Genomic DNA, 22785 nt, shown 5'->3' on the forward strand with positions numbered 1-22785 from the left:
TCAGTAAGGCTGGTGAAGCACCTTGGCCGCGGTGCCCCGCAGCCAAGGAACGATTTCAATATTTCAAACGGATTTAGCGCGAGTACAACTCGACGATCAACGATTCGTTGATGTCTGCAGCAAACTGGTCACGGTCAGGAACCGACTTGAAAGTGCCTTCGGCCTTTTCAATACTGACTTCAACCCAAGCAGGCATGCCTACTTGTTGCGCCAGTTGCAAAGCTTCAACCACACGGTTTTGCTTCTTGGACTTGTCACGCAATGCAACCACATCACCCGCTTTCACCATGTAAGACGGGATGTTCACGGAATTACCGTTCACGGTGATGGCTTTGTGGGATACCAATTGACGCGCTTCAGCACGCGTGGAACCAAAGCCCATGCGGTACACGACGTTATCCAAGCGGGATTCCAGCAGGGACAGCAGGTTAGCACCGGTGTTGCCTTTGCGGCGATCGGCTTCTTCGAAGTAACGACGGAACTGGCGTTCCAGAACGCCGTACATGCGCTTGACCTTCTGCTTTTCACGCAGTTGCAAACCGTAGTCAGAAGTGCGAGTACCGGAGGTACGACCGTGCTGACCTGGTTTGGAATCAAACTTCGCCTTGTCACCAATAGCGCGACGGGCGCTCTTGAGGAACAGGTCGGTGCCTTCACGGCGAGAGAGTTTGGCCTTGGGGCCGAGATAGCGTGCCACGTGAGCGTCCTTTTATGTCATCTACCGCACGCGAGGTGCGGGAGCCAGTAACTGTCGTCACTGGCGGTGGGCTTGTTAAAGATTAGATACGGCGGCGCTTTTGAGGGCGGCAACCGTTATGCGGCACAGGTGTCACATCAGCGATCATGTTGATGCGGATACCCAGTGCAGCCAAGGCACGAACCGAGGACTCACGACCAGGACCGGGGCCCTTGATCTCTACATCCAGGTTCTTGATACCTTGTTCCAGAGCTGCGCGGCCAGCCACTTCTGATGCTACCTGGGCAGCAAAAGGAGTGGACTTGCGAGAGCCCTTGAAACCCTGACCGCCAGACGAAGCCCAAGACAAAGCATTGCCTTGACGATCCGTAATGGTGATGATGGTGTTATTGAAAGACGCGTGAACGTGTGCAATACCATCCGCAACATTCTTGCGGACTTTCTTGCGCACACGTTGTGCTGCGTTATTGGCTGGAGCTTTTGCCATAGTGGTCTCTTATTTCTTCAGTGACTGGGCGGCCTTACGTGGGCCTTTGCGAGTACGCGCATTGGTACGTGTACGCTGACCACGCATGGGCAAACCACGGCGATGGCGGAATCCACGGTAGCAACCAATGTCCATCAATCGCTTGATGTTCATTGTCGTTTCACGACGCAAATCACCCTCGATTGTAAACTGAGCGATCTGGTCGCGGATTTTTTCCAGATCACCGTCGGTCAAGTCTTTGACCTTCTTGGAATATGCAATGCCGCAAGCTTCGCAAATCTTGCGAGCGCGTGTGCGACCGATACCAAAAATGGCGGTCAGGCCAATTTCAGAATGCTGTTGCGGCGGAATGTTGATGCCAGCGATACGTGCCATTTTCGTCCTCTAAAACTCTTGCAATTAACCCTGACGCTGCTTGTGACGTGGATCTGTACAGATCACACGCACAACGCCCTTGCGACGGATAATTTTGCAGTTGCGGCAAATTTTCTTGACCGAAGCCGAAACCTTCATTTTTCTCTCCTAAAACTCTTCGCCCGTTCCGACTTTGATTCGCGCGGAACCTGCGCTGTTACCTAGTTTTGAACACAACCCGAGTACGGGATCAACCGTACTACGTCATTTCCACTGTTACCTTGTCACCGCGTAACCACCAACTCAAGAAGCTTTGAAATTAGCCTTCTTCAGCAGCGATTCATATTGCTGAGACATCATGTAATTCTGTACCTGTGCCATGAAATCCATGGTCACCACCACAATAATCAGAAGTGAAGTGCCACCGAAATAGAACGGCACGTTGTACTTCAAAATCAAAAACTCTGGCAACAGACACACAAAGGTGATGTAAATCGCACCGGCCAGCGTCAAACGCAACAGGATTTTATCGATGTACTTTGCCGTTTGATCACCAGGGCGAATTCCAGGAATGAATGCGCCGCTCTTCTTCAGGTTGTCTGCAGTCTCACGGCTGTTGAACACCAAGGCCGTATAGAAAAAGCAGAAAAACACAATTGCACTTGCATACAGCATCACATAAACAGGCTGGCCAGGGCTCAGCGTGCTTGCAATATCTTTCAACCAGCGCATGGAGTCGCCAGAACTAAACCAATTCGCTACCGTTGCAGGCAACAGAATAATGGAGGAAGCAAAGATGGGAGGAATCACACCTGCCATGTTCAGCTTCAGTGGCAGGTGGGAAGATTGCCCACCGTACACCTTGTTGCCCACCTGACGGCGCGCATAGTTCACCAAAATCTTGCGTTGACCACGCTCAACGAACACCACGAAGTACGTGACCAGCGCTATCAGGACCACGATCAGCAGCGACACGATAATGCTCATGGCTCCAGTTCTGACCAATTCCAACAGTCCACCAATCGCATTAGGCAAGCCCGCAGCAATACCGCCGAAAATCAGAATCGAGATGCCATTACCGAGTCCACGCTCCGTAATCTGCTCACCCAGCCACATCAAAAACATGGTTCCAGCTGTCAATGTCACAACAGCAGTCATTCGGAAGCCGAAACCAGGAGAGATCACCAAACCTGCCGAGGACTCCAGCGCCAGCGCAATACCCATGGACTGGAACAGCGCAAGACCCAATGTTCCATAACGGGTGTATTGCGTAATCTTGCGGCGTCCGGCTTCACCTTCTTTTTTCAACTGCTCGAACGTCGGAAGGACGTAAGTGAGCAGCTGCATGATGATGGATGCCGAAATGTACGGCATGATCCCCAAGGCAAAGATGGTAAACCGGGACAACGCACCACCGGAGAACATATTGAACAGGCTCAGGATGCCGCCTTGCTGTCCTTTGAACAGCTGCTGCAACTGGGCCGGATCAATACCAGGCACCGGAATGTGCGCACCCACACGGTAAACCACCAGCGCGAGCAACAAGAACATCAAGCGGCGACGCAGGTCACCGAACTTGCCTGTTTTTGCGATTTGAGCTGCGTTAGTTGCCACGGATATCTCTTTCAGTCACCAATTCAGGCAACGCTGCCGCCAGCTGCTTCAATCGCAGCCTTTGCACCAGCAGTAGCACCAATACCGTTCAGCTTGACTGCTTTGGCAATCGCGCCGGTGTTGATAACCTTAACCACCTTGGCCAATTGGCCCACGAGACCAGCTTGCTTGAGCGACAACAGATCGACTTCAGGCAAACCCAGTGCGTCCAATGCGGTCAAGGTGACTTCTGCATTGAATTGCAGCAGGTGTGACTTGAAACCGCGCTTGGGCAAGCGGCGATGCATAGGCATCTGGCCACCTTCGAAGCCTACAGCGGGACCGCCACCGGAACGTGACTTTTGACCTTTGTGGCCACGGCCAGCGGTCTTGCCCAGGCCAGAGCCGATACCACGACCCACGCGACGCTTGGCGTGCTTTGCGCCTTCTGCAGGCTTGATGTTATTAAGTTCCATCATCAACCTCTTAGAGCACTTTGATCAGATAGCTGATCTTGTTGATCATGCCGCGAACAGCGGGCGTGTCTTGCAACTCGCTCACACTGTTGAGCTTGCGCAGACCCAAACCACGCACGGTAGCGCGGTGAGATTCTTTGGTTCCGATTGGGCTACGCACCAATTGAACCTTGACTGTTTGTTGTGTTGTCATAGTGAAGTCTCCGGATTAAGCGAAGATCTCTTCCACGGTCTTGCCGCGCTTGGCTGCAACTTCCGAAGGTGTTGTCGACACGGACAGCGCATGCAGCGTGGCACGCACCATGTTGTAGGGATTGCTCGAACCATGGCTCTTGGCCACGATGTCGGTAATACCTACCACTTCAAAAACTGCACGCATAGGACCACCTGCAATGATGCCGGTACCCTTGGGAGCCGGTGCCATCATGACGCTGGCTGCACCGTGGTGACCCATCACCTTGTGGTGAATGGTGCCGTTTTTCAGGGAAACCTTCAGCATGTTACGACGGGCTTCTTCCATGGCCTTCTGCACAGCAGCCGGCACTTCCTTGGATTTACCCTTGCCCATACCGATGCGACCATCACCATCACCAACCACGGTCAAGGCTGCGAAACCGAGAATACGGCCGCCCTTCACCACTTTGGTAACGCGATTGATCGCGATCATCTTCTCGCGCAGACCGTCCTCAGGACCCTCGGCCTTACCTTGCATTTTTGCTTGAACTTTAGCCATCTTAATTTCCGATCTGCTTAGAACTGCAAGCCAGCTTCACGCGCGGCATCAGCCAGCGCCTTGACACGGCCGTGGTACGCAAAACCTGAACGGTCAAACGCAACTTTTTCTACACCAGCAGCTTTGGCTTTTTCAGCCACGCGCTTGCCAATGATTTGCGCTGCAGCGACGTTGCCGCCTTTGCCGCTAGCACCCAGGGACTTGCGCACATCTGCTTCTGCAGTGGATGCGCTTGCCAGAACCTTGCCACCGTCGCCAGAGATAACGCTGGCATAGATGTGCAGGTTGGTACGGGTCACGGTCAAACGGGCTACACCTTGCGTTGCAATGCGGATACGAGTCTGACGGGCTCTGCGAAGACGCTGCTCTTTTTTGGTCAACATGTTGCAGCTCCTTATTTCTTCTTGGTTTCTTTGATCGTGATCTTCTCGTCCGCATAGCGGATGCCCTTGCCCTTGTAAGGCTCTGGCGGACGAACAGCACGGATCTCAGCAGCAATCTGTCCAACGCGCTGACGGTCAGCACCTTTGATCAGGATTTCTGTAGGAGTGGGCGTCGCCACCGAAATGCCAACAGGCATATCGATGTTGACGGGATGCGAGTAACCGACAGCCAGATTCAGTTTGGCACCGGAAGCCTGGGCTTTGTAACCCACGCCAATCAGGCTCAACTTTTTCTCAAAGCCCTTGGTGACACCAACCACCATGTTGTTCACCAGCTGACGCATGGTGCCAGACATGGCATTGGCTTCGCGGGAATCATTGGCTGGAGCAAAATTCAGGTTGCCAGCGTCGTTGGCGACCTTAACCAGGCTGTTTAGTGTCAGATTCAGCGTACCACCAGTGCCTTTGACACTGATCTGGTCTGCCTTGATCGACACATCAACGCCAGCGGGAATCGCGACGGGGAGTTTACCTACACGGGACATTTTTTATTTCTCCTATGCAGGTTAAGCGACGTAGCACAGCACTTCACCACCGACACCGGTAGCGCGCGCTTTGCGATCAGTCATCACACCTTGAGGCGTAGTCACGATAGCCACACCCATGCCGTTTTGGACTTGAGGAATAGCGTCGCTGCCACGGTACACACGCAGGCCAGGACGGCTTACGCGCTCAATGCGCTCGATCACAGGCTTGCCTGCGTAATATTTCAGGGCGATTTCCAATTCAGCCTTGCCACCTTCGGTGGAGACCTTGAAACCGTCGATATAGCCTTCGTCTTTCAACACTTGGGCAATGGCAACCTTCACTTTGGAAGAAGGCACCGAGACCGTAGTCTTGGCAACCATTTGCGCATTGCGAATGCGTGTCAACAGGTCGGCAATGGGATCACTCATGCTCATGTTTGGTTCTCCTACCGCTTACCAGCTGGCCTTGACGATGCCGGGGATCTCGCCGGCAAAAGCCATTTCACGAATCTTTGCGCGTGCCAGACCGAAGTGCTGGAACGTTCCACGGGGACGACCCGTAATGGAGCAGCGGTTACGCTGGCGTGTGGGGTTTGCGTTGCGGGGCAACTTTTGCAGACCCATGCGGGCTGCGGCGCGCTCTTCGTCAGAACGCTTTGCATCGCCTGCGATCGCCTTGAATTCCGCGTATTTCTTCGCGTACTTGGCAGCCAACTGATCACGCTTCAGTTCACGCTGGATTAAAGCCATTTTTGCCATGGGTGACCTCAGTTCTTGAACGGAAAACGGAAGCCAGCGAGCAGTGCCTTGCACTCTTCGTCGGTCTTGGCCGTCGTAGTGATACTGATATTGAGGCCACGCAAGGCATCAACCTTGTCGTATTCAATTTCAGGGAAAATGATCTGTTCTTTAACGCCGATGTTGTAGTTACCGCGACCATCGAACGCACGACCAGAAATGCCACGGAAGTCACGCACGCGGGGCAGAGCCACGGTCACGAAACGGTCCAGGAATTCATACATCTGCACGCCACGCAAAGTGACCATGCAACCAATAGCCTGGTTTTCGCGGATCTTGAAACCAGCGATAGCCTTCTTGGACTTGGTCACGACGGGCTTTTGGCCAGCAATCTTGGTCAGGTCGCTTACTGCGTGATCCATAACCTTCTTGTCAGCAACCGCTTCGCTCACACCCATGTTCAGGGTGATCTTGGTCAGACGGGGCACTTGCATCGCAGAGGTGTAACCAAATTTGGCTTTCAGCTCAGGCGCGACTTTTTCGCGATAGTGTTGTTGAAGACGTGCCATGCTTATGCCACCTTGATTTCTTCGCCGCTGGACTTGTAAACGCGCACGCGCTTACCATCCGTCAGCACCTTGATACCAACACGGTCCGCCTTGCCGGTAGCCGCATTGAAAATGGCTACATTGGACTGGTGGATAGGCATGGTCTTTTCAACGATGCCGCCGGTTGTGCCCTTCATCGGGTTTGGCTTGGTGTGTTTTTTCACCAAGTTAATACCGTCAACGACCACATGGGAGTCGTCTTTGCGCAAGGAGATGACTCCTCGCTTGCCCTTATCGCGACCTGCGATAACGATGACTTGGTCGCCTTTGCGAATCTTGTTCATGGCGGGTCCTTACAAAACTTCAGGAGCCAGGGACACGATCTTCATGAACTTTTCAGTACGCAATTCGCGCGTCACTGGTCCAAAGATACGGGTGCCGATAGGCTCCAATTTGGCGTTGAGCAACACTGCTGCGTTGCCGTCGAATTTCACCAAAGAGCCATCGCCACGGCGAATGCCCTTGGCAGTGCGAACCACTACAGCGCTGTAAACCTCGCCTTTTTTGACGCGGCCACGGGGTGCGGCTTCTTTGATGCTAACTTTGATGATGTCGCCAACGCTTGCATAGCGACGCTTCGACCCGCCCAGCACTTTAATGCAGAGGACAGATTTCGCGCCGGTATTGTCGGCAACTTCCAGTCGAGATTCAGTTTGGATCATTTCAATATTCCCAACTTGCACCAGGAGCAGCATTTACCTTGAGGCAAACACCAACACCGAGTCAGTCTTGGGCCCGCTGTCCGCCGCACAAACCACTTGCACGACTTCCATTTGGGCAGAAACTTCTGCTTTTTCAAGCGAAGCCCACGATTATGCATGTGTTTGTGGGCTTGGTCAACACTTTTTTAGGCCGGCAACTCCAAATACTGCTGCACCAACGCAAAAAAAGCGTCGATTTGCGGGTCTTGTCCGGTTTCTTCTTGCAATATTGCCGCCACCCGTGTCGCCAAAGTGCCCGCCAGGCGCGCATCCAGAAACAGCAGACGCGAACGCCGGGCCAGCACATCTTCCACGGTGCGCGCATATTCATTGCGCGCCGCATAACGCACCATGGCCTCCGTCAAACCGGGCGTCAGCGTCACATCCGCTCCCGGCATGACCAACAGTTGCACCGCTTCCGACCCGTAGGAATGGCCGCCTGCGGGCAAACTGATGGACACCGGGGCGGCACCCGCCAGGCCCGCACCCAGCAGATTTAAGTGAGCAGTCACTGGCTTTTTATCGCAATGGATAAGACGCTTGTCCACGCATTTCTGCAAGACGTCTTCAGCCATCGCGCGGTAAGTCGTCCATTTGCCGCCGGTCACCGTCACCAAGCCGCTGCGGCTGACCAGCACCGTGTGCTCGCGGCTCAGGCCCTTGGTGTTGTCGCCGTCGTCATCCTGGGGTTTGACCAAGGGCCGCAGCCCAACCCAGATACTGCGAATGTCTTCTTTCTTGGGGGCACGGCGCAGATAACGGGCCGCCTCACTCAATATGAAGTCCACTTCTTCCTTGAACGGCAGGGGCTCTCGGGCCAAGTCATGGCGGGGGGTGTCGGTCGTCCCCAAAATAACCTTGCCCAGCCACGGCACCGCAAATAAAACCCGGCCATCGGCGGTTTTGGGCACCATCAGCGCCACCTCGGAGTCCAGAAACTCCCGGTCCACCACGATATGCACACCCTGGCTGGGCGCCACCATGGCTTTGGTGGGGCGACGGCCGTCATGGGCGTTGGCAGCACCGTCTTTTTGGCGCAATTCGTCGACCCACACGCCCGCGGCATTGATGACACATCCAGCGTGCACCTCGATTTGCGCACCGGTTTCGGTGTCTTCGCAGACCAAGCCAGCAACCTTGCCATCCTTATAAATAAGGTCTGCCGCCTTGCAGTAATTGACCAACAAGGCACCGTGCAACGCCGCCGTTTTGGCCAGGGTAATGGCCAAACGGGCGTCGTTGAACTGGCCGTCCCAGTACTTCACGCCGCCCTTGAGATGCGCGGGGTTGGCCTGTGGCAGCGAAGCCAGGGTTGCATCCCGCCCCAGAAATTCGGTTTTTCCCAGCCCCGCCTTGCCGGCGAGTGCGTCGTACATCTTCAGACCCACACCATAGAAAGGCGTTTCCCACCACTGGTAGGACGGCATGACAAAGGCCAACGGCTGCGCCAGATGGGGCGCATTGTGCAAAAGCGTGGTGCGCTCGTGCAGGGCCTCGCGCACCAGGGCGATATTGCCCTGCGCCAAGTAACGCACGCCGCCATGCACGAGTTTGGTCGCACGGGACGACGTGCCTTTGGCAAAGTCGTGGGACTCCACCAGCACCACTTTCAGGCCACGGGTCACGGCATCCAGTGCCACGCCTAATCCGGTAGCGCCGCCGCCGACGATGGCGATGTCATAGCGGGTACAGTCGCGCAGGCGCTCCAGCAAATCGGCACGGCGGGTAGGCAAGGCTTGGGCATTTGTGGTCATGGTCAGCTTGGTATTCAATCGTAGGCCCAGTGTTTGGAGCGTTCCACCGCCTGGCGCCAGCGGGCCATCTTGGCCTGGCGTGCGTCCGGGCTCATGCGGGGCTCAAAGCGGCGGTCCATGGCCCATTGGCTGGACACTTCGTCCACGCCGGCCCAGAAGCCGGTGGCCAGCCCCGCAAGGTAAGCGGCGCCCAGGGCCGTGGTTTCGGTCACTACCGGACGCACTACCGGCACACCCAGAAAGTCGGCCTGCATCTGCATCAGCAGGTTGTTGCGGCAGGCACCGCCGTCCACGCGCAGTTCCTTGAGCGCAATGCCCGAGTCCTGCACCATGGCGCCAAACACATCAGCCGCCTGCAACGCGATGGACTCCAGCGCCGCGCGGGCGATATGGGGCCGGGCTGTGCCGCGCGTCATACCCAACAGCGTGCCGCGCGCGTGGCCGTCCCAGTGTGGCGTGCCCAAGCCGGCAAAGGCGGGCACCAGGTACACATCCTGCGTGTCGGGCACGCAAGAGGCGAGTGCCTCTACCTCTTCTGCCGACTTGATGATCTGCAAGCCATCGCGCAGCCACTGGATGGTGGCGCCGGCCATGAAGACCGAGCCTTCCAGCGCGTAACAGGCGTGGGTTTTAAGCGCTTGCGGCTTGGCTTTTTCCGAGCCCACCCAGGCCACGGTCGTGAGCAATTTGGACTGGCTGGGCACGGCCGCTGTGCCGGTGTTCATGAGCATGAAACAGCCCGTTCCGTAGGTGTTCTTGGCCATGCCGGGCTGGTAACAGGTCTGACCAAACGTCGCAGCCTGTTGGTCGCCCGCGATGCCGGCAATACGCACCGGCGCACCAAACAGTGACACATCGGTTTCACCGACAACACCACTGGACGGCACCACCTCCGGCAACACGCTGGCCGGAATATTGAACAGGGACAGCAGTTGCGCATCCCAGCACAGCTCGCGGATGTTGAAGAGCAGCGTGCGCGAGGCATTGCTGGCATCCGTCACGTGCAGGCGCCCGCCCGTGAGCTTCCAGATCAGCCAGCTATCCACCGTGCCAAAGGCCAGCTCGCCGCGTTCTGCGCGGGCCCGCACACCGGGCACGTTGTCGAGCAGCCATTCGAGCTTGGTACCGGAGAAATAGGCATCCAGCACCAGGCCGGTCTTGGCCTGGATCATCTTGGCTTTGCCGGCTTTGCGCAGTGCGTCGCAGCGCGCTGCGGTGCGGCGGTCCTGCCAGACGATGGCGTTGGCGACCGGCTCACCGGTCTTGCGGTCCCACAAGAGCGTGGTCTCGCGCTGGTTGGTGATGCCTATGCCGGAAATGTGGTGCGCCGACAGGTTGCGCTTCTTGAGCGCGGCCAGTGCGACGGCGTACTGGGTGTGCCAGATCTCGTTGGCATCATGCTCGACCCAACCCGGCTGGGGGAAAATCTGGCGGAACTCCTGCTGCGCCACCGCGGCGACCTGCCCCTGGCGGTCAAACACAATGGCCCGTGAGCTGGTGGTCCCCTGGTCTAGCGCGAGAATGTAGTCCATAAATCGGAGATATCAATGAGTGAGCACATTGCGTTTATCGGCGGCGGCAACATGGCCAGCGCCATTATCAGCGGACTGATCCGCCAGGGGTTTGCCAGCCAGCACATGGATGTCGTGGAGCCTTTCCCCGAAGCGCGGGAGAAGCTGAAATCCCATTTTGGCATCGAAGCCCACGCCCAGGCCGGTGATTTTCTGGGCCGCGCCACCATCGTGTTGTGGGCCGTGAAACCGCAGACATTCAAGGAAGCGGCATTGCAGGTGCGCTTTCACACCAAGGACGCGCTGCACCTGAGCGTGGCCGCCGGCATCCGCAGCGACAGCATTGCGCACTGGCTGGGCAATGAACGCGTGATTCGCACCATGCCCAACACGCCCGCACTGATTGGCAAGGGCATCACCGCGCTGTACCCGCGCCCCGCCGTGACCGAGAAAGACCGCCAACTGGCCGAGCGCATTGTTTCCACCACCGGCGAGTTCCTCTGGCTGGACGCCGAGAGCCAGCTCGACGCCGTGACCGCTATTTCCGGCTCCGGCCCGGCCTATATGTTCTATTTCATGGAAGCCATGACCGCCGCCGGTGCCGAGATGGGCCTGCCGCGCGAGCAGGCCTACAAGCTGGCCGTGGCCACCTTTATCGGCGCGGGAGAGTTGGCCCGTGCGTCCAGCGAGCCGCCCGAAATCCTGCGCCAGCGCGTCACCTCCAAAGGCGGCACCACTTATGCGGCCATCACGTCGATGGACGAGAGCCAGATCAAGCCGCTGTTTGCCAAGGCGCTGCATGCCGCCCGGAAACGGGCGACCGAGCTGGGTGATGAGTTCGGGGAGAGTTAAGCATGTTTTATGCTTCCAGCCCTTATGGAATTTGCGCAAGCAGCTACTATTTCAATAGCAAAACGGAGGCGCCATGAGCATTGAAATTTCCAAGGACGCCCGCAAACAGGCGATTGCGTCCATAGAACGCTACTTCCGCGAGAACATGGAAGAGCCGATTGGCAACGTGTCCGCCGGCGCGCTGCTGGGCTACTTTCTGGAAGAGATCGGCCCGCTGGTCTACAACAAGGCAGTGACCGATGTACAGGACCGGCTGCAGGCGCGCGTGATGGAAGTGGATGTGGAAATCCACGAAGACGAATTTGCTTACTGGCGCAAGTTCGATCGGGCCCGCAAACCCTGAAAAGCTTCTGCGGCTCGGTTCAGACTTTGCCGCTGGTGGCCTGCCAGGCCTGCACGTACTGACGGGCCTTGACCAATACATCCGCTGCCGACTTGCCCGGTGCATACAGCTGGCTGCCAATGCCAAAACCGGTCGCCCCGGCGGTCACCCAAGCTGCCATGCTCTCCGGTGTGATACCGCCCACCGGCCACAGATCGATGCCTGTAGGCAGCACGGATTTGAAGGCCTTGAGGCCACCGTGACCCACCATCTCGGCCGGGAACAGCTTGAGCGCGTGAGCACCGGCTTCGAGCGCGGTGAAGGCTTCCGAAGGCGTGGCCACACCGGGCGCGCAAACCATGCCCAACTCCACCGCGCGGCGGATGACCCGCACATCGCAGTTGGGCGACACCATCAACCGCCCACCCGCTGCGTGCACCGCGTTGACGTCATCAACGGTCAGCATGGTGCCGCCGCCGATCAGCGTGCCAGCAGGCAGGGCGCGCGTCAGACTCGCAATGCATTCCAGCGCGCCCGGGCGGTTCAGCGGTACTTCCAGAATCCGGAAACCGCTCTGCACCAAAGCCTCGCCCACAGCGACCGCACTCGCGGTGTCCAGCCCACGCAGAATCGCCACCAAGGGCATGGCGCGGTGTTGCTTCAAGAGGTCGTGGGCGGTGCTCATGCGGACTTTCCGTGGGATTGAAAATGCGCCATCGCGCCCAGAAAAGCGTCCTGCGCGTTGATGACTTCAAATGCCAGTCCCAGCGGCGCGGCGGCGGTCTGGTAATGCTGGGCCAGTTCGGGCGAGCCGATGATTTTGACCGGTGCTGCGGCCCGTGCACTGTGCGCCACATCGTGCAGCTCGCTGCCAATCAGCACGCCACTCAGGTAGGCACGGGTGCTGGCGGCAGGCATGTCGCCGCAGACCACGCGGGCGCGGCATTCAAACAACAAGTGGCTCAAGGCACCCCCATGCTGCGCTGCCTGCACGCCCTGCGCGAAGACGGTGGCGTCCCAGACCTGTTCACTCGATCCGGCTGCCGCGGCCAGGGTGCCGTTTTTGCTCAGCACGTCAAACAGCTCACCCGTCATATAGGTACGCAGTTGCACGATGCGGCCCGCCTTGAGTTCCACCCATTTGCTGTGCGTACCGGGCAACACAAACCAGCCCGTGTGGTGGCCCAACGTGACTGCACCCAGCAGTTGGGTTTCTTCACCACGCATCACATCGGGCTGGCCCCACTGGTTGCGGATGCAGTAGCCCGGCACCACGTGGCGGGGTACCGGGTCGGAGTCATCGGGAATCAACATCAGGTGCTGCGGCATATCAGCCAGCGCCACGGAAGCATCCAGATACGGAGCCTCTTTCCAGCCCATGGCGCTACCCACCATGCCGGACATCAGCACTTGCGTGGGCCGCGCGTCAATCGCATCCAACGCGGCACGCAGGGCCTCAGGAAAACGCCCTTTGCTCGCCAGCGCCCCTTCGCCGTCGGCATGGGACCGGATGCACTGCCCGCCGGCATCCAGCGCATAGGCACGGCGGTGCGTGGTGCCCCAGTCCACCCCGACAAAAGTCACTTCCGGGTTGTCCATGCCGCTCAGGCCAGCGTGTAGGCGGTCTTCACCGTAGTGAAAAATTCGGCCGCGTATTTGCCTTGTTCGCGCGATCCATAGCTGGAGCCTTTGCGGCCACCAAACGGTACGTGGTAGTCCACGCCCGCCGTGGGCAGGTTCACCATGACCATTCCCGCCTGCGAATGGCGCTTGAAATGCGTGGCGTATTTGAGCGAGGTGGTGGCAATACCGGCGGACAGACCAAACGGCGTGTCGTTGGCCACGGCCAGCGCTTCGTCGTAGTCCTTCACGCGGATCACACTGGCCACGGGGCCAAAGACCTCTTCGCGGTTGATGCGCATAGCGGCAGTGCTGTCCACCAGCAGGGCTGGCGCCATGTAGAAGCCCTCGGTGTCACGCTGCAGACGCTCGCCGCCGGTCAGCAGCGTGGCGCCTTCGGCCTTGCCGATTTCCACATACGACAAGTCCTGCTCCAACTGCGCTTGCGAGGACACGGGGCCAATGTCAATGCCCGCCTGCAGCGCGTCACCCACCTTGATGGCGGCCATGCGTTTTTGCATGGCTTCGATGAACGCGGGGTAAATCTTGTCCGTGACGATCAGGCGGCTCGACGCGGTGCAGCGCTGGCCGGTGGAATAAAACGCGCTTTGCACGCTGAGCTCCACCGCCACGCCCAGGTCGGCATCGTCCAGCACGACCTGCGGGTTCTTGCCGCCCATCTCCAACTGCACCTTTTTCATATGGCCCGCACAGGCCGCGGCGATACGCTGGCCCACGCCCACCGAACCGGTGAAGCTGATGGCAGTGATGCCGGGGTGGTTCACCAACGCGTCGCCAATCACACGGCCCGGTCCCATGACCAGGTTGAACACACCGGCCGGAATGCCACTGCGGCTGATGATGTCGGCCAACGCCCAAGCGCAGCCCGGCACCAGGTCGGCAGGTTTCAGCACCACGCAATTGCCATAGGCCAGCGCCGGCGCAATCTTCCATGCGGGAATGGCGATGGGGAAATTCCACGGCGTGATGAGGCCGATCACGCCCAGGGGTTCGCGTGTGACTTCCACGCCAATGCCGGGGCGCACCGAGGGCAAGGTCTCACCGGCCAGGCGCAGGCATTCGCCCGCGAAGAATTTGAAAATGTTGCCGGCACGTGCGGCCTCGCCAATGCCCTCAGCGCGGGTCTTGCCTTCTTCACGCGCGAGCAGCGTGCCCAACTCTTCGCGGCGGGCGAGGATTTCGGTACCAATCTTGTCGAGTGCATCGGCGCGCGCCTGGATACCACCGGTAGACCACGCAGGAAAAGCCTTTTGTGCTGCAGCCACGGCCGCGTTGAGTTGCGCGGCATCGGCCTGTGCATATTCACCCACTACGTCCGCGAGGTTGGATGGATTCAGGTTCGGGGCGTAGGAAGCCGAGGCCACCCATTCGCCGTTGATGAGGTTGTTGTGTTGGGAAGTGGTCATACAAATTTTCTAGGGTTAGAGCGCGGTCCACGCGCCCTGTTGTTGGCTGGAAGCCACCGCAGCAGCCACAAAGCGTATGCCTTGCAGGCCGTCAGTGGCGTTGGGGAAATACAGGGACAAAGGGTCTGCGGTCTGGCATGCACGACGCGCGGCAATCGCATCGGCCGCATCGGTGTAGAGGTTCGCAAACGCCTCATGAAAACCTTCGGGGTGGCCAGCCACAATGCGCGAGGCGCGCGCCGCCAGCGGCAACGTGCCGGGTCCATTGGGCGTACGCACCTGGGCGGGCGCATCCAGCGGTTTGAACTGCAGCACCTGCGGATGCTCCTGGTGCCATTCAATGCTGCCCAGCGATCCACTCACGCGGATGCGCAGACCGTTTTCCACACCGGCGGCCGCCTGCGTGACCCAAAAGCTGCCGCGTGCGCCGTTGCTCATACGCAGCATGGCTCCGGCGTAGTCGTGTGTCACGCGGTCGGGCACGATGCTGCCGACTTCCGCCGCCACCTGCGCTACTTCCAGCCCGGTGATGAAACGCAGCAGGTTGTGCGCATGGGTACCGATGTCACCCATCACCAGCGACGGGCCGCCGCGCGCGGGGTCTTCCTTCCAGGCACGCCGGCCCGGGCCGGCCTTGGCACGGCCACCCTGCACATATTCCACCTGCACCAAGCGAATCTCGCCGAGCTGGCCGTCCATCACCATGGCTTTGGCCTGGCGCACCATCGGGTACCCCGTGTAGTTATGGGTCAGGCAAAACACCAGCCCGGTAGCCTGCACGCGCGCATGCAAGGCCTCGGCTTCCTGCAGCGTGTTGGTCATGGGTTTGTCGCAGATGACATCCAAACCACGCTCCAGCGCCTGCATGGCAAAACTGTAGTGGCTGTCATTGGGCGTCATGATGGCCACGACCTCGGCGCCATCGGGGCGCTGTGCCTCCGCGTCAATCAAGGCCTGGCCGCTGGGGTAACAACGGTCTTGCGCTACGCCGATACCCTGACCTGCTGCACGGGAGCGCTCGGGGTCTGACGACAGTGCCGCAGCTACCAACTCATAACGGTCATCAAGCCGCGCAGCCTGGCGGTGCATGGCACCAATGAATGAGCCCGGTCCGCCCCCGATAACTGCCAGGCGCAGGCGGCGTCCCAGGAGCTTGAAGACCGTGTTGTCAGACATGCGTTTTCCTCTGTGTTTTCGGGTTTACTTGCCCCAACGCAGGACCATAGGGTCCAGCCGGCGGGCGGTTTCCAGCAAACCGGCCCGGGTGTCGGGGTGCATGGCGGGGAAGGGGTGGCGACCTGCTTCACTGGCAATCACGCCACCTTCCTTCATCAGCGCCTTGGCGGTCAGGATACCGCCTTGGCGGTTCTCATAATTGATCAGCGGCAGCCAGCGCGTGTATTCGGCCACCGCCTCGTCGCGGCGGCCAGCAACATAGGCGTCGACGATTTTGCGGATGCCATCCGGATAGGCGCCGCCGGTCATCGCGCCCGTGGCACCGGCGTCCAGGTCAGGCAACAAGGTAATGGCCTCTTCACCATCCCAGGGCCCTTCAATCGCAGCACCACCCACGCGGATCAGTTCGCGCAGCTTGGAGGCCGCGCCCGCCGTCTCGATCTTGAAATAAGACACCTGCTTGATTTCGTGGGCCATGCGTGCCAAAAATGGCACCGACAGCGGCGTACCGCTGACCGGCGCGTCCTGGATCATGATGGGAATGTTGATGGCATCCGACAGGCGCGCGAAGTAGTCGTAGATCTGCCCTTCGGATACACGGATTGTGGCGCCGTGGTAGGGCGGCATCACCATCACCATAGCTGCACCGAGCTGCTGTGCCTGCACACTGCGTGCGATGGTGATCTGGGTACTGAAGTGCGTGGTGGTCACGATGACCGGTACGCGGCCCTTGACGTGCTCCAGGATGGTTTTGGTGAGTAACTCGCGCTCGGCGTCCGCCAGCACAAACTGCTCCGAGAAATTGGCCAGGATGCACAGGCCGGTAGAGCCCGCATCGATCATGAAATCGACACAACGTTTCTGGCTTTCCAGATCGAGCGCGCCAGATTCGGTGAAGGTGGTGGGCACTACCGGGAAAACACCCTTGTAGCGCGCAGTGGTTGCAGCAGTCATTACCGGAGTTCCTTATTTCTTCTTGTTGTAAACATCGACGCACACAGCCGCCAGTAGCACCAGGCCCTTGATGACCTGTTGCCAGTCAATGCCAATGCCCATGATGGACATGCCGTTGTTCATCACACCCATGATGAAAGCACCAATCACCGCGCCCAGCACCTTGCCTACACCACCCGAGGCCGAGGCCCCGCCGATAAAGCAAGCGGCAATCACATCCAGCTCAAAACCCAGCCCCGCCTTGGGTGTGGCCGTGTTCAGGCGTGCCGCGAAAATCAGCCCGGCCAATGCCGACAACACCCCCATGTTGATGAAGGTGTAGAAGGTCAGGCGTTCGGTCTTGATACCTGAGAGGCGCGCGGCCTTTTCATTGCCGCCCAGTGCGTAGATGCGGCGCCCCACGGTGGTCTTGGACGTGACAAAGTCGTACACCAGCATCAGCAGTAGCATGACGATGAGCACATTGGGCAGACCCTTGTACGAAGCCAGCAGGTAGCTGAAGGCCGTGATCATGGCTACGAACACCAGGTTCTTCAGCAGGAAGAAGATAAAGGGCTCGCTGTCCATGCCGTGTTTGACTTGCCCGGCGCGCACGCGCACCTTGCTCACCAGCAGGATCAGAGCCATCGCCAACCCTGCGAGCAAAGACGTCACATGAAAAGCCTCATCGTCCGCAAAGGGTTCAGGAATGAAGCCCGTACTGAGCAACTGGAACTCTGCGGGAAACGGGCCTACGGATGCGCCATGCAAAACCGCCAGCGCCAAGCCTTTAAAGACCAGCATGCCGGCTAGCGTGACAATAAAGGACGGTATCTTGTGAAACGCCACCCAATAGCCTTGGGCTGCCCCAATCACGCCACCGAGCACCAGACAGATCAGCGTAGCCCAGACAAAATGCACTTCGTAGGTAACCATCAGTACGGCAGCCACGGCGCCAATGAAACCGCAGACAGATCCCACGGACAAATCGATGTGCCCTGCGACGATCACCAGCAGCATGCCCAGCGCCATCACGATGATGTAACTGTTTTGCAGAATCAGGTTGGTCAGGTTTAGCGGCTGGAACAGCGTTCCCTCGGTCATGACCTGAAAGAACACCATGATCACGACCAGCGAGATCAGCAAGCCGTATTCGCGCAAATTGTTTTTCAGGAAGGCGGTGCCAACATTGGTTTTAGCAGTCGCTACTGCGTTGGGGGTTTCCATATCAGTTCACTCCAGAGGTCACGATGGACCGCATAATTTTTTCCTGGGTCGCCTCAGCAGCGGTGAATTCCGCCACAAAAGTACCCTCGTTCAACACACAAATCCGGTCGCACATGCCCAGCAGTTCGGGCATTTCACTTGAGATCATCAGCACGCATTTACCCTCGGCGGCGAGTTGCGCAATGATGGTGTAAATCTCGTACTTGGCGCCTACATCAATCCCGCGCGTGGGCTCGTCGAGGATCAGCACTTCGGGGTTCGAAAACAGCCACTTGCTGAGCACCACCTTTTGCTGGTTACCGCCCGACAGGTTGACGGTACGCGCAAACACATCGGGGCTACGGATATTGAGTTTGCGCCGGTAGTCCTCGGCCACCTTGAACTCGCGCCCTTCGTCAATGACGTTGTTGCTGGAGACGGCGTTCAGGTTGGCCAGTGTGGTGTTCCACGCAATGGTTTCTTCCAGCACCAGACCGTAGCCTTTGCGGTCTTCGGTGACATACGCAATGCCGCAGTCAATCGCCTTTTGCACCGTGCTGGTATCCACGGTCTTGCCGTGCAACCGCACTTCACCGCGTATGCCCTTGCCATAGGTTTTGCCAAAAATACTCATGGCCAGTTCGGTGCGCCCCGCGCCCATGAGGCCGGCAATGCCCAGGATTTCTCCACGCCGGATATGCAAGTCAATCCCCTTGATGACCTGCCGCTCGGGGTGAACATCGTGCTGAACCTGCCAGTTCTTCACTTCAAACACAGTGTCGCCAATAGCCGGTGTCCGCTTGGGGTAGCGGTCGGCCATCTCGCGACCCACCATGTGGCGGATCACCGTGTCTTCGCTGATCTTGCCAACACGGCAATCCAGGGTCGCCACAGTGGCACCATCACGCAGCACGGTGATGGAGTCGGCCACCTTGGAGATTTCGTTGAGCTTGTGCGAAATCAGGATGCAGGCAATGCCTTGGGCCTTGAGTTCTAGCAGCAACTCCAGCAGCGCGTCGCTGTCGGTTTCGTTCAGGCTGGCGGTAGGCTCGTCCAGGATCAGCAGCTTCACCTCCTTGGACAGGGCCTTGGCAATTTCAATCAACTGCTGCTTGCCCACACCCAGGTTGGTGATCAGCGTGCTGGGCGACTCCTGCAGCCCCACCTTCTTGAGCAGTGCCTGGGTTTTGACATGGGCAAGCGTCCAGTCAATCACACCATAACGCGCAGGCTCATTACCCAGAAAAATGTTCTCTGCAATGGACAGCAGCGGCACGAGGGCCAACTCCTGGTGGATGATGATGATGCCCTTTTTCTCACTGTCGGCAATGCCCCTAAAACGGCACGCCTCGCCCTGGAACTGGATATCACCCTCAAACTCACCGTGCGGGTAGACCCCGCTCAGCACCTTCATCAGGGTGGATTTCCCGGCCCCGTTTTCACCCACGATGGCGTGGATTTCTCCGGTACGCACCGTCAGGTTCACATCACTCAGTGCCTTGACACCGTGGAAGGATTTTTTGATCCCTCGCATTTCCAGAATGGAGTCCGCCATATTGCCTCAGTTGCCTCTTTTTTCTTCCAGCGTCACATGAAAAAGGCCCTGCGCGTCCCTGCACAGGGCCTTTCACTGTAGCCCTAAAGTGACTTACTTGAGTTGGTCTTCCTTGATGTAGCCGCTGTCAACCAGGACCTGTTTGTAGTTGGAAATATCCACACTCACCGGCTTGAGCAAGTAGGAGGGAACCACCTTGACCTTGTTGTTGTAGGTCTTGGTGTCGTTGATTTCTGGCTTCTTGCCACTGATGATGGCGTCCACCAGATTGGCTGTGACCTTGGCCAGTTCACGTGTGTCCTTGAAGATGGTAGAGCCCTGTTCCTTGCGGATCATGGACTTGACTGAAGGCACTTCGGCATCCTGGCCCGTGACGTACGGGTAAGGTTGCTTGGGGGAGCCATAACCAACGCCTTTGAGCGAAGACAAGATGCCGATGGACAAGCCGTCATACGGGGACAATACGGCGTGCACCTTGTCCTTGCCGTAATATGCGCTCAGCAGGTTGTCCATCCGGGCCTGTGCCACTGCGCCATCCCAGCGCAAGGTGCCCACTTTTTCCATGCCCAACTGCTTGCTGCGAACTACCAGCTTGCCCTTGTCGATGTAGGGCTTGAGCACGCTCATGGCACCGTCATAGAAGAAGAAGGCGTTATTGTCATCGGGAGATCCACCGAACAACTCGATGTTGAACGGACCCTTGCCCGCTTTGAGACCCAGCGCTTTTTCAATCGACTGTGCCTGCAGTACACCGACGGAGAAGTTATCGAAAGTGGTGTAGTAGTCCACATTCTTACTGCCCACGATCAGGCGGTCATAGGCCACAACCTTGATGCCCTTGTCAGCCGCTTTTTGCAACACGTTGGACAGCGTGGTGCCGTCGATGGAGGCAATCACCAGGACTTTGACGCCTTTGGTGACCATGTTTTCAATTTGGGCCAACTGATTCGGAATGTCGTCGTCGGCATATTGCAAATCGGTTTTGTAGCCTTTGGCCGTCAAAGCCTTGACCATGTTGTTGCCATCGTCAATCCAACGCATGGATGTTTTGGTAGGCATTGCCACGCCCACGAGGCCTTTGTCCTGGGCGTGCGCGACCGGCGTCGCCAGTGCAAAGCCCATTGCCAATCCGGCTGCCAGTGCTTTAAGTGTTGTTCTGCGGGTCACGGTATGTCTCCTGAATAGGTATGAATGGATGTCAAGAATCTTTGCCTTTTTGGCGCAGAGGCCCGATGATACGAAGGCGATCGATATTTATCTAATATTGTTTAACCGCATTGCGATATCCAAAAAAGAATTGGTAAAAACCCTCAAATGACAAGCTACATCCCCTGGTTCCTGCGGGCGCGGCTGAAGACGCGCCAACTCCTGCTGCTGGTGGCGCTGGCCGAGGAAGGCAACATCCACCGCGCCGCCCAGGTTCTCAACATGACCCAGCCAGCCGCCTCCAAGCTGCTCAAGGATCTGGAGGATGCGCTGGAGGTTTCGCTGTTTGACCGCCTGCCACGCGGCATGCGCCCCACCTGGTACGGCGAGACCATGATCCGCCACGCACGCATGGCGCTGACCAGCCTGAACCAGGCGCACGAGGAGTTGGAAGCTGCCAAAAATGGCCAATTTGGCCAGGTCAGCGTGGGCGCCATCACGGCCCCTGGACTGGCCCTACTGCCGCCCACCGTGTCACTGGTCAAGCGCGAGCACCCCAATCTGCAGATCGCGTTGCAGATCGAGACCAGCGACGTGCTGATCGAACGCCTCAACCAGGGCAAGCTCGACATCCTCGTGGCCCGCTTGTTTGCCCAACATGACAAGACCGAACTGCGCTACGAAATGCTCACCGACGAACCAGTGTGCGCCGTGGCACGCCCCGGCCATCCACTGCTGCGCGTGAATGCACTGAGCCTCAAGGAACTGTCTGAATCCGGCTGGATCATCTCCCCCAGCGGCAGTGTCTTGCGCCACCGCTTTGAGCTGATGTTCCAGGAGGAAGGCATCAAGGCTCCGGCCAATGTGGTGGAGACCGCCTCATTGCTGTTCACCACCAAGATGCTGCAGCAAAGCGACATGCTCAGCGTGGTGGCCACGGACGTGGCGCGTTACTACGCAGACCACGGCCTGCTGGCCATCTTGCCCATTACCCTGCCCTGCCAGATGGATGCGTTTGGCATCATCACCCGGCGTGACCGCTTGTTGTCTCCCGCAGCCAAGGTGATGCTGCGCGCGCTCAAGACGGCCGCCGTCACGGTGTACGGCAAGCAGTTGGACATGTCCACAGACGGGCTTTGAACAGCGCCCGCTGCGCGATCAGGTACTCAGGACCAGCCGGCGTCCACTTTGAATTCCTGCGCGGAGCACATCGCGCCATCCGCTGAGGCAAGGAACAACACCATGCGCGCCACATCCGATGGCTGCAGTTTGTCAGGCAGGCATTGGTTGCGCTTGATCTCGGCCTCCCCTTCGGCATTCAGCCAGAGCTTGATCTGGCGCTCGGTCATCACCCAACCCGGAGACACGGTGTTCACCCGGATGCGGTCTGCACCCAAGCTGTCTGCCAGCCCACGTGTGAGCCCATTGGCCGACGATTTGGCCACCGCATAACAGGGATACGCGCTGCCCTTGGTCTGCCAGCCAGTGGAACCCAGGTTGATGATGGAACCACCGCCCAGGCGCCGCATGCCAGGCACGACGGATTGGATGGCAAAAAAGGCTGGGCGCTGATTCACCGCCATGCGCTCATCCCAGTACTCGGGCGTGACCGACTCCAGCGTGTGGCGATCGTCGCGCGCCACGTTGTTGACCAGCGTGGAAAAATCGCCCAGTTCCTGCTCGGCCTGCGCGATGGTGCGCTGCAGGGCCGCCACGTCACGCACATCACAGGTGCGCCACCAGACGGTATGGCCCTGCGCGGCTAGGTGCTTCGCGAGTGCGGCGCTTTCTTGCTCGGCCACATCGACAAAGGCCACCTTGGCACCCTGCTCGGCAAATGCCGACACGATGGCGGCACCAATACCGGTGCCGCCACCGGTGACAAACACGCGCTGGTCGCGCAAACTGGGGTAACTTGCCAAGGCATTTGAGGGGGACTGCATCAGAGACTCCTTTTTAATATTGCAATTTAGATATGTTAAATGT

29 protein-coding genes are annotated in these 22785 nt (G+C 58.5%); 3 read left to right on the forward strand and 26 right to left on the reverse strand.

Annotated elements, in window-relative coordinates; translation table 11 throughout:
• Positions 1-73: 73 nt before the first annotated feature.
• From rpsD to glpK, 17 genes are all read right to left on the reverse strand, one after another.
• Entirely contained in the window at positions 74-697 is a 624-nt protein-coding gene (gene rpsD, locus RS694_RS18300; protein ID WP_029706488.1) for a 30S ribosomal protein S4, read from the reverse strand.
• 82 nt (positions 698-779) lie between these two features.
• The gene (rpsK, locus tag RS694_RS18305; protein ID WP_029706489.1) at positions 780-1184 is read right to left on the reverse strand and encodes a 30S ribosomal protein S11; all 405 of its coding nucleotides are present in this window, start codon (positions 1182-1184) and stop codon (positions 780-782) included.
• Between the two features lie 9 nt (positions 1185-1193).
• Positions 1194-1559 (reverse strand): 30S ribosomal protein S13, encoded by a 366-nt coding sequence (gene rpsM / locus RS694_RS18310; protein WP_029706490.1) that lies wholly within the window; start codon positions 1557-1559, stop codon positions 1194-1196.
• Positions 1560-1583: 24 nt separating this feature from the next.
• Complete coding sequence (gene rpmJ / locus RS694_RS18315; protein ID WP_012348927.1) at positions 1584-1697, reverse strand: 50S ribosomal protein L36; 114 nt, start codon at positions 1695-1697, stop codon at positions 1584-1586.
• A 144-nt stretch (positions 1698-1841) separates the two neighbouring features.
• The gene (secY, locus tag RS694_RS18320) at positions 1842-3152 is read right to left on the reverse strand and encodes a preprotein translocase subunit SecY (protein WP_029706491.1); all 1311 of its coding nucleotides are present in this window, start codon (positions 3150-3152) and stop codon (positions 1842-1844) included.
• A gap of 23 nt (positions 3153-3175) precedes the next feature.
• Complete coding sequence (gene rplO / locus RS694_RS18325) at positions 3176-3607, reverse strand: 50S ribosomal protein L15 (protein ID WP_029706492.1); 432 nt, start codon at positions 3605-3607, stop codon at positions 3176-3178.
• Between the two features lie 10 nt (positions 3608-3617).
• Positions 3618-3800 (reverse strand): 50S ribosomal protein L30, encoded by a 183-nt coding sequence (rpmD, locus tag RS694_RS18330; RefSeq protein ID WP_029706493.1) that lies wholly within the window; start codon positions 3798-3800, stop codon positions 3618-3620.
• A 15-nt stretch (positions 3801-3815) separates the two neighbouring features.
• Complete coding sequence (gene rpsE / locus RS694_RS18335) at positions 3816-4340, reverse strand: 30S ribosomal protein S5 (RefSeq protein WP_037246775.1); 525 nt, start codon at positions 4338-4340, stop codon at positions 3816-3818.
• A gap of 17 nt (positions 4341-4357) precedes the next feature.
• On the reverse strand, positions 4358-4723 hold the full coding sequence (rplR, locus tag RS694_RS18340) for a 50S ribosomal protein L18 (RefSeq protein WP_029706495.1): 366 nt from the start codon (positions 4721-4723) through the stop codon (positions 4358-4360).
• 11 nt (positions 4724-4734) lie between these two features.
• Positions 4735-5268, reverse strand: coding sequence for a 50S ribosomal protein L6 (gene rplF / locus RS694_RS18345; RefSeq protein WP_029706496.1), 534 nt, complete (start codon positions 5266-5268; stop codon positions 4735-4737).
• Positions 5269-5289: 21 nt separating this feature from the next.
• On the reverse strand, positions 5290-5685 hold the full coding sequence (gene rpsH, locus RS694_RS18350) for a 30S ribosomal protein S8 (RefSeq protein WP_029706497.1): 396 nt from the start codon (positions 5683-5685) through the stop codon (positions 5290-5292).
• Positions 5686-5703: 18 nt separating this feature from the next.
• Positions 5704-6009 carry a 30S ribosomal protein S14 gene (gene rpsN / locus RS694_RS18355; RefSeq protein WP_029706498.1) on the reverse strand — a complete coding sequence of 102 codons (306 nt, stop codon included), beginning with the start codon at positions 6007-6009 and terminating at the stop codon, positions 5704-5706.
• A gap of 8 nt (positions 6010-6017) precedes the next feature.
• Complete coding sequence (rplE, locus tag RS694_RS18360) at positions 6018-6557, reverse strand: 50S ribosomal protein L5 (protein WP_029706499.1); 540 nt, start codon at positions 6555-6557, stop codon at positions 6018-6020.
• A 2-nt stretch (positions 6558-6559) separates the two neighbouring features.
• The gene (gene rplX, locus RS694_RS18365) at positions 6560-6880 is read right to left on the reverse strand and encodes a 50S ribosomal protein L24 (RefSeq protein WP_029706500.1); all 321 of its coding nucleotides are present in this window, start codon (positions 6878-6880) and stop codon (positions 6560-6562) included.
• A gap of 9 nt (positions 6881-6889) precedes the next feature.
• Complete coding sequence (gene rplN / locus RS694_RS18370; RefSeq protein WP_007861702.1) at positions 6890-7258, reverse strand: 50S ribosomal protein L14; 369 nt, start codon at positions 7256-7258, stop codon at positions 6890-6892.
• A 185-nt stretch (positions 7259-7443) separates the two neighbouring features.
• Positions 7444-9051, reverse strand: a complete 1608-nt coding sequence (locus RS694_RS18375; protein ID WP_029706501.1) for a glycerol-3-phosphate dehydrogenase/oxidase — start codon at positions 9049-9051, stop codon at positions 7444-7446.
• 14 nt (positions 9052-9065) lie between these two features.
• Positions 9066-10583 (reverse strand): glycerol kinase GlpK, encoded by a 1518-nt coding sequence (gene glpK / locus RS694_RS18380; protein ID WP_029706503.1) that lies wholly within the window; start codon positions 10581-10583, stop codon positions 9066-9068.
• Between the two features lie 15 nt (positions 10584-10598).
• Here glpK and proC point away from each other — a divergent pair, with 15 nt between their 5' ends.
• Both proC and RS694_RS18390 read left to right on the forward strand, forming a co-directional pair.
• Positions 10599-11414, forward strand: coding sequence for a pyrroline-5-carboxylate reductase (gene proC / locus RS694_RS18385; RefSeq protein WP_076069905.1), 816 nt, complete (start codon positions 10599-10601; stop codon positions 11412-11414).
• A 73-nt stretch (positions 11415-11487) separates the two neighbouring features.
• Complete coding sequence (locus tag RS694_RS18390; RefSeq protein WP_029706505.1) at positions 11488-11757, forward strand: DUF2164 domain-containing protein; 270 nt, start codon at positions 11488-11490, stop codon at positions 11755-11757.
• Between the two features lie 19 nt (positions 11758-11776).
• Here RS694_RS18390 and RS694_RS18395 read toward each other — a convergent pair whose 3' ends face one another.
• The 8 genes from RS694_RS18395 to chvE form a co-directional block, all read right to left on the reverse strand.
• The gene (locus tag RS694_RS18395; protein ID WP_029706506.1) at positions 11777-12421 is read right to left on the reverse strand and encodes a 2-dehydro-3-deoxy-6-phosphogalactonate aldolase; all 645 of its coding nucleotides are present in this window, start codon (positions 12419-12421) and stop codon (positions 11777-11779) included.
• Positions 12418-13335 (reverse strand): 2-dehydro-3-deoxygalactonokinase, encoded by a 918-nt coding sequence (locus RS694_RS18400; protein WP_029706507.1) that lies wholly within the window; start codon positions 13333-13335, stop codon positions 12418-12420. The genes RS694_RS18395 and RS694_RS18400 overlap by 4 nt, the downstream gene beginning before the upstream one ends.
• 5 nt (positions 13336-13340) lie before the next feature.
• A complete protein-coding gene (locus RS694_RS18405; RefSeq protein ID WP_029706508.1) occupies positions 13341-14783 on the reverse strand; it encodes an aldehyde dehydrogenase family protein in 1443 nt (480 codons plus the stop codon).
• Between the two features lie 15 nt (positions 14784-14798).
• Positions 14799-15959: a Gfo/Idh/MocA family protein gene (locus tag RS694_RS18410; protein ID WP_029706509.1), complete on the reverse strand. Its 1161-nt coding sequence runs from the start codon at positions 15957-15959 to the stop codon at positions 14799-14801.
• 24 nt (positions 15960-15983) lie between these two features.
• On the reverse strand, positions 15984-16913 hold the full coding sequence (locus RS694_RS18415; protein WP_029706510.1) for a dihydrodipicolinate synthase family protein: 930 nt from the start codon (positions 16911-16913) through the stop codon (positions 15984-15986).
• Positions 16914-16925: 12 nt separating this feature from the next.
• Entirely contained in the window at positions 16926-18119 is a 1194-nt protein-coding gene (gene mmsB / locus RS694_RS18420) for a multiple monosaccharide ABC transporter permease (protein WP_029706512.1), read from the reverse strand.
• A gap of 1 nt (position 18120) precedes the next feature.
• Entirely contained in the window at positions 18121-19653 is a 1533-nt protein-coding gene (mmsA, locus tag RS694_RS18425) for a multiple monosaccharide ABC transporter ATP-binding protein (protein WP_029706513.1), read from the reverse strand.
• 93 nt (positions 19654-19746) lie between these two features.
• Positions 19747-20775 (reverse strand): multiple monosaccharide ABC transporter substrate-binding protein, encoded by a 1029-nt coding sequence (chvE, locus tag RS694_RS18430; protein WP_051391742.1) that lies wholly within the window; start codon positions 20773-20775, stop codon positions 19747-19749.
• A 192-nt stretch (positions 20776-20967) separates the two neighbouring features.
• Between chvE and RS694_RS18435 the strand changes: the two genes are divergently transcribed.
• Complete coding sequence (locus RS694_RS18435; RefSeq protein ID WP_029706515.1) at positions 20968-21939, forward strand: LysR substrate-binding domain-containing protein; 972 nt, start codon at positions 20968-20970, stop codon at positions 21937-21939.
• Positions 21940-21965: 26 nt separating this feature from the next.
• On the opposite strand, the gene RS694_RS18440 is transcribed toward RS694_RS18435, so the two are convergent.
• A complete protein-coding gene (locus RS694_RS18440) occupies positions 21966-22742 on the reverse strand; it encodes an SDR family NAD(P)-dependent oxidoreductase (RefSeq protein ID WP_029706516.1) in 777 nt (258 codons plus the stop codon).
• Positions 22743-22785: the final 43 nt, after the last annotated feature.

This window comes from Rhodoferax saidenbachensis (genome assembly GCF_001955715.1).
Classification (GTDB): domain Bacteria; phylum Pseudomonadota; class Gammaproteobacteria; order Burkholderiales; family Burkholderiaceae_C; genus Allorhodoferax; species Allorhodoferax saidenbachensis.

Coding starts and splice junctions, on each gene's coding strand:
- rpsK (WP_029706489.1), bottom strand. CDS start 1,184: ATGGCAAAAGCTCCAGCCAATAACGCAGCACAACGTGTGCGCAAGAAA.
- rplN (WP_007861702.1), bottom strand. CDS start 7,258: ATGATCCAAACTGAATCTCGACTGGAAGTTGCCGACAATACCGGCGCG.
- chvE (WP_051391742.1), bottom strand. CDS start 20,775: ATGGGCTTTGCACTGGCGACGCCGGTCGCGCACGCCCAGGACAAAGGC.
- rplX (WP_029706500.1), bottom strand. CDS start 6,880: ATGAACAAGATTCGCAAAGGCGACCAAGTCATCGTTATCGCAGGTCGC.
- mmsB (WP_029706512.1), bottom strand. CDS start 18,119: ATGGAAACCCCCAACGCAGTAGCGACTGCTAAAACCAATGTTGGCACC.
- rpsE (WP_037246775.1), bottom strand. CDS start 4,340: ATGGCTAAAGTTCAAGCAAAAATGCAAGGTAAGGCCGAGGGTCCTGAG.
- proC (WP_076069905.1), top strand. CDS start 10,599: ATGAGTGAGCACATTGCGTTTATCGGCGGCGGCAACATGGCCAGCGCC.
- rpmD (WP_029706493.1), bottom strand. CDS start 3,800: ATGACAACACAACAAACAGTCAAGGTTCAATTGGTGCGTAGCCCAATC.
- rpsM (WP_029706490.1), bottom strand. CDS start 1,559: ATGGCACGTATCGCTGGCATCAACATTCCGCCGCAACAGCATTCTGAA.
- rpmJ (WP_012348927.1), bottom strand. CDS start 1,697: ATGAAGGTTTCGGCTTCGGTCAAGAAAATTTGCCGCAACTGCAAAATT.
- glpK (WP_029706503.1), bottom strand. CDS start 10,583: ATGGACTACATTCTCGCGCTAGACCAGGGGACCACCAGCTCACGGGCC.
- rpsH (WP_029706497.1), bottom strand. CDS start 5,685: ATGAGCATGAGTGATCCCATTGCCGACCTGTTGACACGCATTCGCAAT.
- RS694_RS18440 (WP_029706516.1), bottom strand. CDS start 22,742: ATGCAGTCCCCCTCAAATGCCTTGGCAAGTTACCCCAGTTTGCGCGAC.
- RS694_RS18410 (WP_029706509.1), bottom strand. CDS start 15,959: ATGTCTGACAACACGGTCTTCAAGCTCCTGGGACGCCGCCTGCGCCTG.
- RS694_RS18405 (WP_029706508.1), bottom strand. CDS start 14,783: ATGACCACTTCCCAACACAACAACCTCATCAACGGCGAATGGGTGGCC.
- rplF (WP_029706496.1), bottom strand. CDS start 5,268: ATGTCCCGTGTAGGTAAACTCCCCGTCGCGATTCCCGCTGGCGTTGAT.
- RS694_RS18375 (WP_029706501.1), bottom strand. CDS start 9,051: ATGACCACAAATGCCCAAGCCTTGCCTACCCGCCGTGCCGATTTGCTG.
- mmsA (WP_029706513.1), bottom strand. CDS start 19,653: ATGGCGGACTCCATTCTGGAAATGCGAGGGATCAAAAAATCCTTCCAC.
- RS694_RS18390 (WP_029706505.1), top strand. CDS start 11,488: ATGAGCATTGAAATTTCCAAGGACGCCCGCAAACAGGCGATTGCGTCC.
- rplO (WP_029706492.1), bottom strand. CDS start 3,607: ATGGAACTTAATAACATCAAGCCTGCAGAAGGCGCAAAGCACGCCAAG.
- RS694_RS18435 (WP_029706515.1), top strand. CDS start 20,968: ATGACAAGCTACATCCCCTGGTTCCTGCGGGCGCGGCTGAAGACGCGC.
- rplR (WP_029706495.1), bottom strand. CDS start 4,723: ATGTTGACCAAAAAAGAGCAGCGTCTTCGCAGAGCCCGTCAGACTCGT.
- RS694_RS18400 (WP_029706507.1), bottom strand. CDS start 13,335: ATGGACAACCCGGAAGTGACTTTTGTCGGGGTGGACTGGGGCACCACG.
- RS694_RS18395 (WP_029706506.1), bottom strand. CDS start 12,421: ATGAGCACCGCCCACGACCTCTTGAAGCAACACCGCGCCATGCCCTTG.
- RS694_RS18415 (WP_029706510.1), bottom strand. CDS start 16,913: ATGACTGCTGCAACCACTGCGCGCTACAAGGGTGTTTTCCCGGTAGTG.
- rplE (WP_029706499.1), bottom strand. CDS start 6,557: ATGGCACGTCTTCAACAACACTATCGCGAAAAAGTCGCGCCTGAGCTG.
- rpsN (WP_029706498.1), bottom strand. CDS start 6,009: ATGGCAAAAATGGCTTTAATCCAGCGTGAACTGAAGCGTGATCAGTTG.